This is a genomic window from Maritimibacter alkaliphilus HTCC2654 (genome assembly GCF_000152805.1).
Classification (GTDB): Bacteria; Pseudomonadota; Alphaproteobacteria; order Rhodobacterales; family Rhodobacteraceae; genus Maritimibacter; species Maritimibacter alkaliphilus.
On record NZ_CH902578.1, the window covers coordinates 597,787 to 614,629 of the forward strand.

Genomic DNA, 16,843 nt, shown 5'->3' on the forward strand with positions numbered 1-16,843 from the left:
CTCAACGCGATTTTCGAAACCCTTGCCGTGACGCAAGAGGATCTGCGCGCCTTCGGGCCATCCACGCACGTCATCAATATCCGCGACAGTTTTGTCCCACTCATCGATCTCGGCGCCGAACTCGGCTACCGGACACCCCTCGACGACTACACCGGCGGCGTGGTTTTGCTCATCGGGCAAGAAGACGGTCTGTCCGCCGCAGTGGTCGTGGATGCCATCGAAGACCAGCGGCAAGTGGTCATCAAAGGCCTTCAGGAATCCTATGGCCGTGTGCCCGGAATCGCGGCGGCCACCATCTTGGGCGATGGTCAGATCGCTCTGATCCTCGACCCCATCGACCTGATCGCCCAAGCCTCGGGGCTGACCAAGATCTCATCCGCCGTCAGCGGGCCAAAATCGCTTTCAGGTTCCTCTTCGCACGGAGACTTCACATGACCGATCCTGACACTCTGGCAGACAAGACGACCGATGGCTCGGTCCGCGAGTATCTGTCCTTTCTCGTAGGACGGCAGGATTACTGCGTCGATATCATGCAGGTTCGCGAAATCCGTGGCGGGGCCAAGGCAACGACGCTTCCTCATTCGCCACCCTACATGATCGGCGTGATCAACCTGCGCGGCACGGTCCTTCCGATCATGGATCTCGCGGGGCGCCTTGAACTGGGTACGGAGACGGACAGCGAGCGGAACGTCATCATCGTGGTGGCCATCGGTGAGCGGGTCGTCGGCCTTATGGTCGATGCGGTTTCCGACATTCTCGCCATATCTGAAGGCGATCTTCAGCAGCCCCCCGACCTTCCCGCGGATCAGCAACGCAGCTTCGTCTCCGCGCTGACGATTATGGACAACCGCATGATCCGCGTGCTCGACCTCGGCGCCGTTATCCCGCGTTCGGACGAGGAAGCCGCGTGACCTCTGACCTCCACCACGTAAAGGGCGGGCGCTCTCATGACTTCGCGCTCCAGGGGCCGGTCATGTCCCCCGACTCGTTTCGTCGCCTCGCCCACATTGCCATGCGGGAGGCGGGCCTCGCCATCGCCGATAACAAATCCGACATGGTCCGCACACGCCTCGCCCGCAGGCTCAGGCACCTCGGCCTGTCCAGTTACGAAGGGTATTGCGATCTTGTCGAGCGACCAGAAGGCGCGGACGAACTTGGTCAACTGATTTCCGCGCTTACGACGAACGTTTCTCACTTCTTCCGCGAAAGCCATCACTTCGATCTCCTCGCCACGGATGTCGCGAAAGACCTATTGGAAAGAGCGGGCGCAGGGCAGCCCACACGGATTTGGTCTGCAGGCTGCGCAAATGGGCAAGAGCCATACACGATCGCGATGGTGCTCAACGGCGTTGGGCTGGGACCAGAAAACGGTTGCAAGATCCTTGCGACTGACATCGATCCGGATGTGATCTCGTTCGCACGAACCGGCGCCTATCCGAAGCAAATGCTCGGCGGGCTTTCGGACGAGCATCTGTCGCGCTATTTCCAAGCCGATGGATCGGGCACGTTCAATGCCAAAGGTGCCTTGCGCGATGCGGTGACGTTTCGTGTTCGCAATCTCCTGAAACCTTGGCCAATGACTGGTCGCTTCGATGCCGTTTTCTGCCGCAACGTTGTGATCTACTTCGATAAAGAGACCCAGTCGCGGCTGTGGTCGAAATTCGCCGAACGCATCCGGCCGGGCGGCTGGCTTTTTCTGGGCCATAGCGAGCGTATCTCGCCATGCGCAGAAGCCTACTTCGCAAAATCGAGTGTCACCACTTATCGCCGGACCGATGTCCCGATCACGGCCACGGGAAAGGAAAGCTGATGCCCCTCAGAGACCAGATCAGAATTCTTGTCGTTGACGACATGTCGACAAGCCGCGGCCTCCTGACACAGGCGTTGGACGGTTTCGGGGTACGGCAGGTTGAAACGGCCGCAGACGGTCAGTCAGCGCTCCAGAAAATCGCGCAGTGGCCGGTTCATCTTGTCATTTCGGACATGAACATGCCCGGTATGAACGGTTTGCAGCTGCTTCACGCTCTCCGGTCCGGCGCACAAACGCGCCGGGTCGGCTTCCTTTTAATCACCGGCAAAGCCGACAAGACAATCATCGAGACCGGTAAAAAGCTCGGGATGAACAATTTCCTCCCGAAACCCTTTCAGCCGGACGATCTTCGCAAATCGATCGAAGCTATCGTCGGACGCCTTTGACGATGGCTGACAACCGGGGCGTTGCGCGATTTGATTCAGACCCTCGGCGCGCCGAACTCAATTTGGTACGGCGGGTCGGCGACGAACTGAAAAACGCTTCACAAGATTGTGGACGTCTACAAGTTCTGGTGTCGTCACTCTTGGACAAGACCGACCATCCGGATCTCGTTGGGGAATTCCATATGCTCCAGGATCTGGATCGGCTTCATCAGGTCCTCGCCGACTTGGCTTGCCTGTTGAATGAAATTGGTCGGGCCTCACAGGAGTTGACTCCTGACGACAAGGCTCTGGCCAGCCTTTTGAAGTTGGCCAGCCTTCGGCATCGGCTGTTTCCGGACCTCTCCAACATGGATCCGTCTGACGAGAATGAGGTCACGTTCTTCTAGGTCGAGCGACATCCTGTGACGCTTCGATTGTAATGAAGGGCTAGGCAACTCAGAAAAGCTCGACATCCTTCTTCTCGGTGCGTTCCGGAGAGCGCAGAGGCACCTCTTGCGACACGTACTTCAATCTCGCACGCCCGGTCCCCGGCCAGAACTCGACGCGGCGCGCGCTGGTGCCTCCGATGTCGTTTCCGACTTCGACGATGCCTTCTGTCTCGAGAAAATCTCGCACGAAAGCTGCATTCCGAAGGCCCGCATCCGACAGGCCGTCGATCATCCGCGCGCCACCGAACACCTTCGCTCGGAGGGTCCGCCGGTCCGCACCAAGACGGAGCAGGCCGTTTATGAGAAGTTCCATGGCATTGACGCCGAATCCAAAGGCCGCATCGGCCGATCGAGTATCGTCGACAAACAGGACATGGTTCATTCCACCGATCCCTCGACCCGGATCCCATATGCAGGCGGAGATGCAGGACCCCAGCAGGGTCGCAATGACGGCATCGGGTCCCCCGTCGATTGCGAAATCGCCTTGGGATATATAGGTCCGACCGGACTTTTTCTGTTGCAGGCTACTCACGTTCGACCTCCCGAACTCTAGAATCCGGCTTCGACGTTTCCCGTAACAGACGCGTGGCAATCTTCGGCAATGGCACCGCTTCCTGAACACCACCCATAACGGCTGCGACACGGGGCATCCCGTAGACGACACATGTGTTTTCGTCCTGGCCAAAGGTGGTGGCGCCGGCATTTCGTAGCGACCTGAGGCCTTCTGCACCATCGCGGCCCATCCCGGTCAAGAGCGCCGCCACAATCGATGACGCATGAGGGACTGCGGACAAGAACATCTCATCGACTGACGGGCGATGGCCGGAACGCTTCGGCGCGGTGACGAGGTTTGTCTGGAATGGCTCATCCGCGTCGATGTGCAAGTGATAGTGGCCGCCGGGTGCGATCACGACCTCGCCCTGCTGTACGCGCATTTTATCGCGGGCTAGGCGGACCCGCGGGACAACGGCTGCGTTGAGCCGAACCGCGAAACTCGCCAGAAAATTCTCGGGCATATGCTGGGTCACCATCGTCGGCGGGCAATTCTCAGGAAACTCTGAGAAGACACTCTCCAACGCTTCGACACCTCCCGTAGACGCCCCAATCAAGATGGTTTTTCCGTTCCATCGGAAATCATCCGCTTGCGGGACCTTTTTGGGGCGCAGCCTGTCCCGTCGCGGCGCTATGCTCGAGGTTGAAAGCTCGAAGAGCAATTCAGCAAGATGCGCGAGGGTGGACTGCGTTGCGCCGAACCGAGGTTTCTCCACACAGTCGAGCGCACCGAGGGACAGGGCGCGTAAAGCCGCTTCGCTGCCCTTGGCCGTCAGCGAAGATACCATGACGACCGGCATAGGCCGGGACCGCATCAACCTTTCAAGGAATTGCAGCCCGTCCATGCCCGGCATTTCAATATCGAGCGTCATGATGTCGGGGCTCAGGCTCTTACCATATCTCGCGCGTCGCGCGCTGAGGACGCTTCGCCGACGATCTCAAGGCGATTGTCTCCTTCGAGGCCGGTGCGGATCAGTTTTCGCATCGTTGAGGAGTCGTCCACGATCAGGACGCGGCGGGGACGGGTCATTTGCGCCGCGTCCCTCAGAATTCGTCCCACCCATCATCGTCGGGCGCCTGCGCCACGGCGGTAGCGGTGGTTCCGGTCGCCCGGGCCGCGCTGGCTTGCGGTCGCGCGGGTGCGGTGTCGCGTTTGGTCGTGAAGGCCACGGGGGCCGCCGCGTCGCTGGCCGGGGCGCCGGTCTGGAAGCGGCCCATGGTCCGGGCCAGCGTTTCGGCTTCGCGGGTCAGCGCATGGCTCGCTGCGGTCGTCTGCTCGAACATCGCCGCGTTCTGCTGGGTCACCTGATCGAGCTGGTTCACCGCCGCGTTGATTTCGGCAAGACCCGAGCTTTGCTCGCGCGAGCTTACGGCGATCTCGGAGACGTGTTTGGAGATTTCCGACACGCTTTCGACGATCCCTTTCAGCGCCTCGCCCGCCTGTCCGACAAGGTCCACGCCGCGTTTGACCTGACCGCCCGACGCCGAGATCAGCTCGTTGATTTCACGGGCGGCATCGGACGACCGCTGCGCCAGCGCCCGGACCTCCGAGGCGACGACGGCGAAGCCGCGCCCGGCCTCGCCGGCCCGTGCCGCCTCGACGCCCGCGTTCAGGGCCAGAAGGTTCGTCTGGAACGCGATGTCGTCGATGACGCCGGTGATCTTGGAGATCTGGGTCGACGAGTTCTCGATCTCGCCCATCGCCGTCACAGCCTCGCGCACGACCTCGCCCGAGGCTTCCGCGTTCTCGCGGGCCTTGTCGACGATCTCGTTGGCATGGGTCGCGCCATCGGCCGCCGACCGCACCGACGAGGTGAGTTGATCGAGCGCGGAGGCGGTTTCCTCCAGCGTCGCGGCCTGTTTCTCGGTCCGGGCCGACAGGTCGTCGGCGGCGGTGGAAATCTCGGCCGCCTCGCCGGTGATGAGATCGGCGTTCTCGATCACGCCGCGCATCGCCTCCAGCAGCTTGTCGGCCGCCTTGTTGAAGTCGTTGCGCAGTTGTTCATAATCCTCGGTGAAGGCCTCGTCGATCCGGGTCATCAGATCACCCTCGGCCAGAGCTTCCAGACCTTCGCGCAGCGCGTCCACGACCTTGTCCTGGGTGACCTTGGCCGCTTGGCGTTCCGCGTCGGCCCGGTCGAGGGCTTCACGATCTTCGGTCACGTCGTTTCCGACCAGAATGATGCGCAGAAGCTTCCCGTGGACATCCTGGACGGGTGTGAAACCGCCGTCCACGATCGTGACGCCGCCCCCGCGCCGCTTCAGCTTGAACGATCCATAGACGGTTTGGCCCTTGCGAAGACGGTCAAAGACGGTGCCACGCTCTTCGGCCAAGGTCGTGTCGAAGTCGAACACCTCGTCGGTGCGGACGCCACGAAGGTCTCCGGTTCCCATGTTGCAGGCCGAGCGGAACAGGGGGTTCGCGTCGAGAAGTTCGCCCGAGACGCCGAATTCGGCCTTGATCTGGTTCGATTCGATGGCCGTCAGGATCGCCTCGTTCATGTATTGCTCGGTCTTGTCGGACCATTCGATTACGTAGCCTTCGAGAGAACCGTCATCGTTTTCGACGCTGCTGATGACCAGTTCGAAGCGGCCTTCGCCGACGCTGATGTTCGCCTTGTAGGGAAGGTTGGCGGGATCACCGAGCAGTCGGCGCACCTTGTCCTTCAACGCGCCGGGGTGGAAGAAATCCATGTCGGTTCCGACGACGTTCTCGGGGTCGAACCCCTTCGCGGCCTTTTCGAAATCGGTCCGGAACTTGCGCATGATTTCCATGACAGAGTTGTTCGCGGACATGATGCGCATGTCGGCGCTCGCCATCATGATGGCGGCGGAGGAGGCCTCAAACGCCTTGCCACGGAACCGGTTTTCCTGCGCCAGTTCGGTGCCCATTTTCAAGGTCGTGCGGAGGCTGTCGACGGATTTCCCGAGATCGCCGAGTTCGTCGCCGCGCCGCGCCGTCTTGATGTCGATGTCGTAGTTCTCGCGCGACACCTCGTCGACGATTCTGGAGACGCCGACGAGAGGCTTGGTGATCCAGGCGCGGATTCCGGCCATCATGAGGAGCAGCCCCGCCAGCACGACAGCGGCCGAGATCAGGATGACGCGGTTCTGAACCAGTCGCGCCTCGGCGATAAGGTGTTCAGCCGTCCAGGCCAAGGCCACAGCGCCCACGGCACTGTCGCGTTCGCCGTAAAACACGGGCACGGCGATGTTGTAGCCGTCTTCGGACACGACCGTTTCACCGGTCCCGACCGCGCGTTCCGCCAATGTCGTGAGTTCGCTTTCGAGGTCCGGTGCTTGCCCTCCCGCGGAAATCACGCTTCCGTCCGCTTTCGTTGCAAGGCCATGCACCGTCTCGGCATTTTCGTGATCGGTCAGGCCGTGAATCTGCGCCGAAATGTCTTCGGCGTCGCCGAAGGCGATCGCGCCGCCCAAGGAGTCAGCCGTCATCTCGGAGATTTCCAGCGCCGAATGCTTCAACACGGTTTCGAGCTCGTAGACCGCCGCGCCCGTGTAAAGCCACGACGTCAGGGCGGTCAGCAAGGTCGACATGACAAAGATGACGCCCGCGAGCTTCAAGAAGATCGAATTGATGCGGACACCGCCGCGCTTTTGGGATTTCTCAGTCTTGTCCATGACCTTGCGTCTCCAGTTGGTCGTCTTGGATTAGAACAGGGCTTCGGCGTTGATGCCGACGGTCATCGCACCGATGACCTCGCCGCTGTCCGGGTCGGTGATCGCGAAGGACGCTTGGCCCTGATAGGAGCGGGTCGATTCGTCTTTCTCGATCTCGGAGAAATGGCGCGCGTCGGCACCCACACCGTAGGTTTCGGAGAACTTGGCTTCGTCGCCCTGCCAGAAGTCGGACGTCGTCGCCGAAGCCGCGACGTTCAGCCCGTGATTGTCCATGATGAACACTTCGGTGATGGCCCCGGCCGAGGCATCGACACGTGCACGCAGGAAATCCGATGCCGCGCTGTCGATGACGCGCGAGATCGTCGGGGTGTCGGCCTGCCCCACCTCGTTTCGCCACGCCTGATCCATTGCGTCGATATTGGCCTGTGTCAGGCCCGCGTGCGCCTCGTTCTGGGCGCGGATCGCATCGACGAGAACCGGGTCCGTCGCCCAGGGCGCGACATTTTCGTCGAGAAAGGCCCCCATCGCCGTGGAGGCATCGTCGGCGAGAACGGGGGTCGCGAGGCCCAGGGCCAGCGCGGTGGCGAGAAGTGATTTCATGTCGGGTCTCCGTTGCAGGACATTTCCCCCGGGATCGGGGACATGGTGCGAGACCCTACGCGGCTTGTCTTTCTCGTCGGTTAATGGCCCTCAAACCCTGCGGCGCAGATTTAGGAACATCTTTCAAATTGTTGATTTCAAACGAGAAAGGGCCGCTCCAACGAGCGGCCCTTCCGACATAAACGATCCCTTGGGATCAGCGCTTCGAGAACTGGAAGCTGCGGCGGGCTTTCGCACGGCCGTATTTCTTCCGTTCCACGACGCGGCTGTCACGGGTCAGGAAACCCGCGGCCTTAAGCGCCGGGCGCAGCGACGGTTCGTACAGTTGCAGCGCCTTCGAGATGCCGTGCTTGACCGCACCGGCCTGCCCCGAAAGACCACCGCCCACGACGGTCGCCATCACGTCGAATTCACCTTCGACACCGGCGACGGTGAAGGGCTGACGCAGGATCATCTGAAGCACGGGACGGGCGAAGTACTTGTCCATCTCCTTGCCGTTGACGGTGACCTTGCCGGAGCCCGGCTTGATCCAGACGCGGGCGACCGCGTCCTTGCGCTTGCCGGTGGCATAGGAACGGCCCAGCTCGTCACGAACGGGTTCGCGCGGCGCCGATGTTTCGATGACGGTTTCGCCTTCGGTGCCTTCGACGACCGAGTTCAGCTCATCAAGCGATTTGATTTCTTCAGCCATGATCAGCCCTCACGCGAATTCTTTTTGTTCATGGATTTGACATCCAGCACTTCGGGCGACTGGGCCTCATGCGGATGCTCGGCCCCGGCGTAGACGCGCAGGTTGGTCATCTGCTGGCGGCTCAGGCGGTTGCCCGGCAACATGCGCTTGACCGCGAGGGTCAGGAGACGCTCGGGGTATTCGCCTTCGAGGATCTGGCCGGCGGTGCGGTTCTTGATCCCGCCCGGAAAACCGGTGTGCCAGTAATGGATCTTGTCGGCACGCTTCTTGCCGGTCAGCTGCACCTTGTCGGCATTGATGACGATGACATTGTCACCGCAATCCATGTGCGGGGTGAAGCTGGGCTTGTGCTTGCCACGCAGACGCATGGCGATGATCGAGGCAAGACGGCCCAGAACAACGCCCTCGGCGTCGATCACGACCCATTTCTTGTCGATATCTGCAGGGGTTGCAGAAAAGGTTTTCATGTCATTCGGCCCTTGGTGGGTTGTCGGATGGCGCGGTTTTAGTGATTTCGCGCGCCCGGTCAAGGGCTTTGTTTCCGGCAAATGCAAGCAATTTCAATGACTTGCAATTTGGGTATTATTTTACCCCAACTATTCGGGCCTGATTTCCGGTGCGATGAGCGCCCGCGCCTCCTCGGACCCGCGCAGACGGTGGTGAAACGCCTCGAGGCTCGCGCGCGTCTCGTCCTGCGTCTGTTGTCTGAGGAGCGACCCGAAGTCATCTTCGAGTTCAAGGCTCTTGTGCGTCCAGGCGAGGATCGCCAGCGCATGTTCAGCGCGCCCCAGCCCCTTGTAGGCCTCGGCACGGTAATGGCGCAGAATCTCGCGCTCATCCGCCATTTCGAGGATCGTGGGGATCAGACGCTGGCGCACGAAGACGCCGAACTTGTCCAGCATCGCCCCCTGCACTTCGGGATCGCGGAACTCGAAAGGCCCCATGCGCTTTTCGGGCAGCACGACACGGGACCGCGTGATCGCCGTCGCGCTCCACGGGCGATACCCGGTTCCCTTGCCATGTGCGACGAGTTGCTCGACCGGATCCCACACGACCTGCGGCACCGGAATGACGCGCATCGCGCCGGAGCGCAGGAATTGCGCCTGCATCCCGACGCCCCCCCACATCTCGTCGTTCATCTGCCAGACGGCAAGGCCACGGCGCCGGCGCATAAGCCCCAGCGCGACGAGTTGCCCCGTACAGGCCTCCAAGACCGCTTTCGTATGTTCTTTCATGGACTTGCGGCTCGTTCCTTGCGATTCCAGAATAACCGAAATGGTCCAATCTCCGAGCGAAAGTTAAGAGCCGGTAGAAGAAACACGTTGTCTCGTTACCGTGGCGGAGACAATCATGCGTCAGCCTCACACATTGACCACCGATTGCATACGATCAAAGGGGCGCGGCCGGACCACGCCCCCGCATCGCCCGCACGCAAACCGTAGCCGCCCGAATCCTTTCGGAGCAGGCAAACCCCGCCGCGTCACTCAGGACGGCAGATTTCGCCCCGCAACGTGGCCAGAACCGTGCGGTAGACCAGACCGATCACGACGAGGATCAGGATCACCAGCACCCCAAGGCCGATGGCCTGATGCGCCGCCGTTCCTTCCAGACGCGCGAACAGGAACGACGCGATCGACAGCGCGGCCAGCGGGAACGACAGCGCCCACCAACTCAGGGCGAAAGGAATCCGGGCGAGGCGCGGGATCTGCGCCACCACGAGGGCCGCGAAGATATAGGCGATGTAGATCAGGCTGCGCGCGAACCCGTCGACGGCCCCTACCATCGCGATATAGGCCACGAAGGCGACCGACGGCGGCGCGATCAGGATCACCATGGTCGGAAACAGCCGGGCCGGGATCGGGTCGTGAAACACCAGCCGGTTCATGACGAGGGTCAAGAGCACACCCCAGAACATCATGCCGCCCGCGAAGAACAGCCACGACAGTTCGATATAGCCCATGCGCGCGCCGGCCACCGGGACGATCACGTTGCCGACGGCCGGGATGAACCACGCGGGCGTCAGGTGCCCGACCTGAAACGACCGATGGCTGATCCAGCCGGTCACGACCGCGATGGTCAGCACCGCCTGCCCGGCGGCCCCGACGATCCAGAGCGGCTCGGACAGGGCCGGATGAGTGTCGCGCAGGGCGGTCGCCAGCAGAAGCAGCGAAATCGTCATTGTCGGAAAGAACGCGATCCGCACCGGATGCTGCCACTCCTCGATCACGGCGCGGGGGTGGCGCAGAAGCTTGGCGAGGTAGAACGCGGCGATAGTGACCATCACACCGACGGCCACCCAGACCATGACCTCGGCCACCGCTTCGGTCCACCCCAGCACGGGGGCCGAGGCGCGCAAGGCCAGCGTCAGGCCCAGAAGCCCCATGACGATGGCGAAGAAGGTGATGGGAAAATGCTCCAGCCGGTTTCCCGCAATGGCGTCGCCCGTTGCCTCGGTCATCCTGTCTCTCCCGATCCGTTCACATTACGGATACTGCATGTGTTCCCGGCGCCAAACCTTGACCCAAATCAACGGGCCGTCATTGCTCCGGCGGGATCGAATAGGTCAGCCCCGCCCGCGCGACCGGCGCATCCTGACCTTCAGAGTAGATGAGCGTATCGCCCACGGCGAGGACTTTGCCGAGCTTCAGAATCCGCGTCTCGGCCCGCAGGTTCGCATTGGCGACGGGCTTACGCATGAAGTCGATGGCGCAATTCGTCGTGACCGCCAGCGCCTTGGGCCCGATCATGGCGAGGATACCGAGGTAAACCGACACGTCCGCCAGCGCGAACATGGTCGGACCCGACACGGTGTTGCCGGGCCTGAGATGCTTGTCATCCACCAGCGCGCGGGTGGTGATCCGCATCGGGGACACGTCCAGCACCTCGAAATCGCCGGCCACCTGCGGGAAATGCTCGACGAGGAACACGTTCAACTCGTCCAGCGACATCTTCAACTGCATCTTTATCCTCCTTCATGTCGCGCCTATCGTTGGTCAACGGACAAGGGAGGACAAGATGACGGATATCCTGCTGCGCGAGGACGTGGCGTCAATCGCGACGCTGACACTGAACGATCCGGGCAAGCTGAACGCGCTGTCCGACGCCATGCTGGCCGCGCTCAAGGCCGAGTTCGCGGCGCTGCGCGAGGATCGTTCGATCAAGGCCGTGGTTCTGGCGGGCGCGGGCAAGGCGTTCTGCGCGGGCCATGACCTCAAGGAAATGCAGGCCGGGCGGCAAAGCGAGGACGGCGGGCGCGCCTATTTCGCGGACCTGTTCGCCCGCTGCGGCGAGGTCATGCAGATGATCCCCACCCTGCCCCAGCCGGTCATCGCCCGCGCACACGGCATCGCCACCGCCGCCGGCTGCCAACTCGTCGCCTCCTGCGACATGGCGGTCGCCGCGACCGGCACCCGGTTCGGCGTGAACGGCGTGAACATCGGCCTTTTCTGCTCCACGCCCATGGTCGCCCTCAGCCGCAACGTGCCGCGCAAACAAGCGTTCGAAATGCTGACCACGGGCGAATTCATCGACGCCAGCCGCGCCCGCGATCTGGGCCTCGTCAACCGTGTCGTCGCCCCCGAAGACCTCGAAGCCGAAACCACCGCGCTCGCGATCACTGTGGCCGAAAAACTCGCCTCCGCCGTCAAGATCGGCAAACAGGCCTTTTACGAGCAACTCCAGATGCCACTGGATGCCGCCTATGCCTTCACCGGCGACGTCATGGTCCACAACATGATGGACACGTACACCGCCGAGGGCATTCAGGCCTTCATCGAAAAGCGCAAACCCGACTGGCCCGCCTGATCTTCTCTGTTTCATAAATACTTCGGGGAGCGCGAGGGGCTGGCCCCTCGCTCCCGCCCCATCCACACCCGCCACGCACGAACACACCCACCCCGCTTTCGCTGCACCTGCAAAGGCGCTAGGCTTCCCGCGACTCTCATCCCACAGGAGCGCGCCTCATGGACAAGATCAAGGTCGACAACCCCATCGTCGATATCGACGGGGACGAGATGACCCGCATCATCTGGGATCTCATCAAGACGCAGTTGATCGAACCCTATCTCGACATCGACCTGCTCTATTACGATCTGTCGATCCAGAAGCGCGACGAGACCGACGATCAGATCACCGTGGACGCGGCGATGAAGATCAAGGAGGTGGGCGTCGGCGTGAAATGCGCCACCATCACGCCGGACGAGGCGCGGGTCGAGGAATTCGGGCTCAAGAAGATGTGGAAGTCGCCCAACGGCACGATCCGCAACATCCTGGGCGGCGTGGTGTTTCGCCAACCGATCATCTGCAAGAACGTGCCGCGCCTCGTGCCGGGCTGGACCAAGCCGGTGGTCGTCGGGCGCCATGCCTTCGGGGACCAATACAAGGCCACCGATTTCACCTTCCCCGGCAAGGGCAAGATCACGCTGAAGTTCGAGGGTGAGGATGGCACCGTGATCGAGCGTGAGGTCTACGACGCCCCCGGCGCGGGCGTGACGATGGCGATGTATAACCTCGATGAGAGCATCATCGATTTCGCGCGGGCCAGTTTCAACTACGGCCTCAACCTCAAGTGGCCCGTGTATCTGTCCACCAAGAACACGATCATCAAGGCCTATGACGGGCGCTTCAAGGATCTGTTCCAGCAGGTGTTCGACGAAGAATTCAAGGACCGGTTCGACGAGCTGGGCCTGTGGTACGAACACCGGCTGATCGACGATATGGTCGCCTCCTCGCTGAAATGGTCGGGCGGCTATGTCTGGGCCTGCAAGAACTACGACGGCGATGTGCAGTCCGACACGGTGGCGCAGGGCTATGGCTCGCTCGGGCTGATGACCAGCCAACTCATGACCCCGGACGGTAAGATCGTCGAGGCCGAGGCGGCCCACGGCACCGTCACCCGCCATTATCGCCAGCACCAGAAGGGCGAGGCGACCTCGACCAACTCGATCGCGTCGATCTATGCCTGGACCGGGGCGCTGAAGCACCGCGCCAAGCTGGACGACAATGCCAAGCTCAAGGCGTTCGCGGACACGCTAGAGGCCGTCGTGATCGCGACCGTCGAGGGCGGACAGATGACCAAGGATCTCGCCCTTCTGGTCGGCCCGGATCAGGGATGGCTCACCACCACCGGCTTCCTCGACGCTGTGGATGAGAACCTGCAAAAGGCGCTGGGCTAAGGCCCTCAACCCTTCCGTAACCCAAGCCCGCTACCTTTCGCCCCGCGTTTCGGCGCAGAAGGGGAGCGTGCCATGCCGATCATCGGAGTCTACGACTGGTCCGCCGTGTCGATTCCGGCGGCGCTTACACCGGATCACCGCGACACCGACCTCGACGCCAACGATCCCGGGGCCCTGAACTACGACCCCTCGAGTCCGAGTTGGATCGGGCAGACCTATACCTATACCGGCGCTGGCCCGGTGCATCTCAAGGTCATCGACGATGACGGGATGCTCGAGGACAATAATGCCGAGACGGGGGCGATGGCGGTGCTTGCCGAAGACGTCACCCTGAACGGCGTCACCTATGCGGCGGGCAGCACGGTCTACTCGGAATTTTCGCTGGTCGACGGTTCCGGCGCCGAAGTCTGGATCATCACCATCGACGGCACCAACGTGGGCTTCTCGCCTCAGGTGCCTTATTACTACGTGCCAAAGGGGGCCACGTTCTATCCGAAGGCGAGCAGCGATGTCGCGCTGAACAGCAGCAGCACGGGCGACACGAACACGGTCGCATATGCGGGCGTGGTCTGTTTCACGGCGGGCACGATGATCGACACGCCGTCCGGTCCGGTGCCGGCGGAGCGTCTTGGGCCCGGCGACCTCGTGCGCACGCTCGACCATGGCGCGCAGGTCTTGCGCTGGACGGGGGCGCGCCGAGTAACGCTGGGACGGTTCCCCAACCGAAATCGCCCGGTGTCCTTCGCGCCCGGCAGTCTTGGCGGCGGCTGGCCGCGCCGCACCCTCGTCGTGTCCCCCCAACACCGTGTGCTTCTGCGCGGGGGCGAGGTTCGGCGCAGTTTCGGGGTGGATGAGGTTCTGGCCCCGGCGATCGGCCTGACCGATCTGCCGGGCGCGCGCGTTCTGCATGGGCGTTCGGGCGCGACCTATGTTCATCTTCTGCTCGCGCACCACGAAGTCCTGATCGCGGATGGTGCCCCTTGCGAAAGCCTGCACCTTGGCCCGATGACCCGGCGCGCGTTGGGGAACAGCCTTCCGCCAGGGCTCCGGCACGAACGCCCTGCCCGCCCGCTTGTCACCTGCGCCGAAGCGGCACGACATGCCCGGCGATTGCGCAAACGTGCGCGCAAAGCGCAAGCCGTCATCGGCCTATGCGACGTGACGGTCTGAACGCGCGCGGCCTCTTCCCTTCCCCGACGCCCGCGCCTAGCCTGACCCGAAGCAGGAGGCGCGCATGGTCGACGCGGTCGAACTTCACATCACCTATCCGGACGCCGAGACCGCACAGGCGGCTGCCGCGGCGCTGGTCGACGCGCGGCTCATCGCCTGTGGGCAAGTCAGCGCGGTCACATCGGTCTACCGTTGGAACGACGAGATCGAGCGCGAGTCCGAATGGCTTCTCACCGGCAAGACGCTCGCCTCGGCGCTGCCCGTGGTGGCCGACAAGGTGCGCGAAACGCACCCCTATGACGTGCCGCAGATCACCGCGCTCCCGATCGTGTGGGGGGCGCAGGATTACCTCGACTGGATCACCGACAACGTGGACGCCTGATGCCCTATCTCATCCTTTTCTTCGCCGTGGTCGCCGAGACCATCGGGACCACCGCGCTTCAGGCAAGCCAGCAGTTCACGCGGCTCGCCCCCAGCATCGTCGTGGTGATCGCCTATGGCATTTCCTTCGCGCTGCTCGGCTGGGCGCTCAAGTTCCTGCCGGTCGGTATCGCCTATGCGATCTGGTCGGGGCTGGGCATCGTGCTGATCGCCTTCATCGGCTTCGTCGTGTTCGGTCAGCGGCTCGACCCCGCCGCGATCTTCGGCATGGCGATGATCCTTGGCGGGATCTTCGTCATTCACCTGTTTTCCAAGACGGCCCCGCACTAGATGCTTCTGCTTTCCGCCCCGCCTGACCGACACTCGCTGGTCGAGGACGCCGTCGCATATGTCATCGCGACGACACTCGTCGCGCTCGGCATCGTGTTCCTGCAAACCGCCGGGCTGTTCACAGGCCAGATCGCGGGAACCGCCCTGATCCTGTCCTACTTGGGCGGCTGGCCCTTCGGTCTGGTCTTTTTCCTCCTGAACCTTCCGTTCTACGTCTTCGCCGCCCTGCGCATGGGCTGGATGTTCACGATCAAGAGCTTTATCGCGGTCATCCTGATGTCGACCGTGTCGGAGTTTTTCGCAGATACCATCACGCTCGACCTGCCGCATCCCGCCTACGGGGCGATCATCGGTTCGGTTCTGGCCGGTATGGGGCTTTTGAGTTTCTTTCGTCACGGGGCATCGCTTGGCGGGATCGGGATGCTTGCGTTGTATCTTCAGGACCGGTTCGACTTTCGGGCGGGCCTGACGCAGCTCATTTTCGATGCGGGTGTTTTCATCGTCGCCTTCTTCCTGTTCGAGCCGAAGGTGGTGATCTGGTCGCTGCTAGGCGCGGCCTTCCTGAACATCCTGATCGCGCTCAACCACCGTCGCGACCGCTACATCGCCAAAGGCTGACGCAGCGGAGGTTTTGACAGCCGGCCCGCGCAGGCGCCCAATGGCTGCGGGAGGACGACATGAACGACAAGACCTTTATCGAGACGAACGGCATTCGGCTGGCCACGCGCATCGAGGGCGACGGGCCGCTCGTCATCCTCGTCCACGGCTTTCCCGAGACCGCGTATAGCTGGCGCAAGCAGGCGTCGCCGCTGGTGGAAGCGGGCTACCGCGTGTGTATTCCCGATGTACGCGGCTACGGCAATTCGGACGCGCCGGAGGCCGTTTCGGCCTATGCGATGGAGGTCATGACGCGCGACTTTCTGGGTCTCGCGCAGGCGTTGTCGGAAGTACCCGCCGTCATTGTCGGGCATGACTGGGGCGCGCCCTTGGCATGGAACACCGCGCGGCTCTTCCCTGAGCAGTTTCGCGCCGTCGCTGGGCTTTCCGTGCCCTACGCACCACCTGGCGACGTCGCGCCGATCGACCTTTACCACAAGCTTTTCACCGACAAGGGCCGCTTCTTCTATCAGGTCTATTTTCAGGACGAGGGCGTGGCCGAAGCCGAGTTGGAGGCGGATGTCGAAGACAGCCTCGCCAAGTTTTACTACGCGTGGTCCGGCGACTGCCCGCCGAACGGATGGCCCAACGACAAGGCGCACGGCGACCCGGTGCTCAAGGGCCTGCCCCGGCCCGATCTGCCGCTGCCGTGGCTGACGCAAGATGACCTCGACCGCTACGCCGCAGATTTCCGCACCTCCGGGTTTCGTGGCCCGCTCAACCGATACCGAAATCAGCGGGAGGATCACGCGTTTCTCAAAGCGCATCCGTCGAACCCGATCATCCAGCAGCCGAGCCTGTTCCTTTATGGCGACCGTGACCCGGTGCTGACCATGTTCCGCACCCCGCCCGAGGATCTTCTGCCCAAGACGCTGGCCGACCTGCGCGGCGTGCACCGCCTGCCCGGTGTCGGCCACTGGACCCAGCAGGAAGCGCCCGAAGCGGTCAACAAGGCGCTCATCGACTGGCTCGCCACGCTTTGACGCCGCTTTGCCCCTAGCCATTCCGCCCGTCCGCCTGTAAGC

21 protein-coding genes are annotated in these 16,843 nt (G+C 62.6%); 12 read left to right on the forward strand and 9 right to left on the reverse strand.

Going from position 1 to position 16,843, the window contains the following annotated elements:
* The 5 genes from RB2654_RS23855 to RB2654_RS23305 all read left to right on the forward strand — a co-directional run.
* Positions 1-435, forward strand: a 435-nt coding sequence (locus RB2654_RS23855) for a chemotaxis protein CheW (RefSeq protein ID WP_008328841.1), incomplete at its 5' end; no start/stop codon positions are given.
* Positions 432-911: a chemotaxis protein CheW gene (locus tag RB2654_RS04040; RefSeq protein WP_008328842.1), complete on the forward strand. Its 480-nt coding sequence runs from the start codon at positions 432-434 to the stop codon at positions 909-911. The genes RB2654_RS23855 and RB2654_RS04040, both read left to right, overlap by 4 nt.
* A gap of 62 nt (positions 912-973) precedes the next feature.
* Positions 974-1,810 (forward strand): CheR family methyltransferase, encoded by an 837-nt coding sequence (locus tag RB2654_RS04045; RefSeq protein WP_050771930.1) that lies wholly within the window; start codon positions 974-976, stop codon positions 1,808-1,810.
* On the forward strand, positions 1,810-2,196 hold the full coding sequence (locus RB2654_RS04050; RefSeq protein ID WP_008328846.1) for a response regulator: 387 nt from the start codon (positions 1,810-1,812) through the stop codon (positions 2,194-2,196). Before RB2654_RS04045 ends, RB2654_RS04050 begins: the two co-directional genes overlap by 1 nt.
* A gap of 2 nt (positions 2,197-2,198) precedes the next feature.
* Positions 2,199-2,582 carry a DUF8776 family protein gene (locus RB2654_RS23305; protein WP_148912550.1) on the forward strand — a complete coding sequence of 128 codons (384 nt, stop codon included), beginning with the start codon at positions 2,199-2,201 and terminating at the stop codon, positions 2,580-2,582.
* A gap of 49 nt (positions 2,583-2,631) precedes the next feature.
* Here the strand turns inward: RB2654_RS23305 and RB2654_RS04060 are convergent, their stop codons facing one another.
* The 9 genes from RB2654_RS04060 to RB2654_RS04100 all read right to left on the reverse strand — a co-directional run bounded on the left by RB2654_RS04060 (position 2,632) and on the right by RB2654_RS04100 (position 11,066).
* Positions 2,632-3,006 carry a chemotaxis protein CheD gene (locus RB2654_RS04060; RefSeq protein ID WP_008328849.1) on the reverse strand — a complete coding sequence of 125 codons (375 nt, stop codon included), beginning with the start codon at positions 3,004-3,006 and terminating at the stop codon, positions 2,632-2,634.
* A gap of 142 nt (positions 3,007-3,148) precedes the next feature.
* Complete coding sequence (cheB, locus tag RB2654_RS04065) at positions 3,149-4,048, reverse strand: chemotaxis-specific protein-glutamate methyltransferase CheB (RefSeq protein WP_008328850.1); 900 nt, start codon at positions 4,046-4,048, stop codon at positions 3,149-3,151.
* 172 nt (positions 4,049-4,220) lie between these two features.
* Entirely contained in the window at positions 4,221-6,815 is a 2,595-nt protein-coding gene (locus tag RB2654_RS04070; protein WP_008328851.1) for a methyl-accepting chemotaxis protein, read from the reverse strand.
* Positions 6,816-6,845: 30 nt separating this feature from the next.
* The gene (locus RB2654_RS04075) at positions 6,846-7,415 is read right to left on the reverse strand and encodes a cache domain-containing protein (protein ID WP_008328852.1); all 570 of its coding nucleotides are present in this window, start codon (positions 7,413-7,415) and stop codon (positions 6,846-6,848) included.
* Positions 7,416-7,611: 196 nt separating this feature from the next.
* The gene (gene rpsI, locus RB2654_RS04080) at positions 7,612-8,106 is read right to left on the reverse strand and encodes a 30S ribosomal protein S9 (RefSeq protein WP_008328853.1); all 495 of its coding nucleotides are present in this window, start codon (positions 8,104-8,106) and stop codon (positions 7,612-7,614) included.
* 2 nt (positions 8,107-8,108) lie between these two features.
* On the reverse strand, positions 8,109-8,573 hold the full coding sequence (gene rplM, locus RB2654_RS04085) for a 50S ribosomal protein L13 (protein WP_008328855.1): 465 nt from the start codon (positions 8,571-8,573) through the stop codon (positions 8,109-8,111).
* Positions 8,574-8,702: 129 nt separating this feature from the next.
* The gene (locus RB2654_RS04090; RefSeq protein WP_008328857.1) at positions 8,703-9,341 is read right to left on the reverse strand and encodes a hypothetical protein; all 639 of its coding nucleotides are present in this window, start codon (positions 9,339-9,341) and stop codon (positions 8,703-8,705) included.
* A 245-nt stretch (positions 9,342-9,586) separates the two neighbouring features.
* The gene (locus RB2654_RS04095) at positions 9,587-10,564 is read right to left on the reverse strand and encodes an SLAC1 anion channel family protein (protein WP_008328858.1); all 978 of its coding nucleotides are present in this window, start codon (positions 10,562-10,564) and stop codon (positions 9,587-9,589) included.
* A 79-nt stretch (positions 10,565-10,643) separates the two neighbouring features.
* Positions 10,644-11,066 (reverse strand): PaaI family thioesterase, encoded by a 423-nt coding sequence (locus RB2654_RS04100; protein ID WP_008328860.1) that lies wholly within the window; start codon positions 11,064-11,066, stop codon positions 10,644-10,646.
* A gap of 55 nt (positions 11,067-11,121) precedes the next feature.
* Between RB2654_RS04100 and RB2654_RS04105 the strand changes: the two genes are divergently transcribed.
* The 7 genes from RB2654_RS04105 to RB2654_RS04135 all read left to right on the forward strand — a co-directional run bounded on the left by RB2654_RS04105 (position 11,122) and on the right by RB2654_RS04135 (position 16,801).
* Complete coding sequence (locus tag RB2654_RS04105; protein WP_008328862.1) at positions 11,122-11,910, forward strand: enoyl-CoA hydratase; 789 nt, start codon at positions 11,122-11,124, stop codon at positions 11,908-11,910.
* Between the two features lie 158 nt (positions 11,911-12,068).
* Positions 12,069-13,280, forward strand: a complete 1,212-nt coding sequence (locus tag RB2654_RS04110; protein ID WP_008328864.1) for an NADP-dependent isocitrate dehydrogenase — start codon at positions 12,069-12,071, stop codon at positions 13,278-13,280.
* A gap of 72 nt (positions 13,281-13,352) precedes the next feature.
* Positions 13,353-14,450: a Hint domain-containing protein gene (locus RB2654_RS22260; protein WP_008328865.1), complete on the forward strand. Its 1,098-nt coding sequence runs from the start codon at positions 13,353-13,355 to the stop codon at positions 14,448-14,450.
* A 64-nt stretch (positions 14,451-14,514) separates the two neighbouring features.
* Positions 14,515-14,832 (forward strand): divalent-cation tolerance protein CutA, encoded by a 318-nt coding sequence (gene cutA / locus RB2654_RS04120; RefSeq protein ID WP_008328866.1) that lies wholly within the window; start codon positions 14,515-14,517, stop codon positions 14,830-14,832.
* Positions 14,829-15,161: a DMT family transporter gene (locus tag RB2654_RS04125; RefSeq protein ID WP_171042978.1), complete on the forward strand. Its 333-nt coding sequence runs from the start codon at positions 14,829-14,831 to the stop codon at positions 15,159-15,161. Before cutA ends, RB2654_RS04125 begins: the two co-directional genes overlap by 4 nt.
* A complete protein-coding gene (locus RB2654_RS04130; protein ID WP_008328868.1) occupies positions 15,162-15,779 on the forward strand; it encodes a YitT family protein in 618 nt (205 codons plus the stop codon).
* Positions 15,780-15,838: 59 nt separating this feature from the next.
* A complete protein-coding gene (locus RB2654_RS04135; protein ID WP_008328870.1) occupies positions 15,839-16,801 on the forward strand; it encodes an alpha/beta fold hydrolase in 963 nt (320 codons plus the stop codon).
* Positions 16,802-16,843 lie beyond the last annotated feature (42 nt).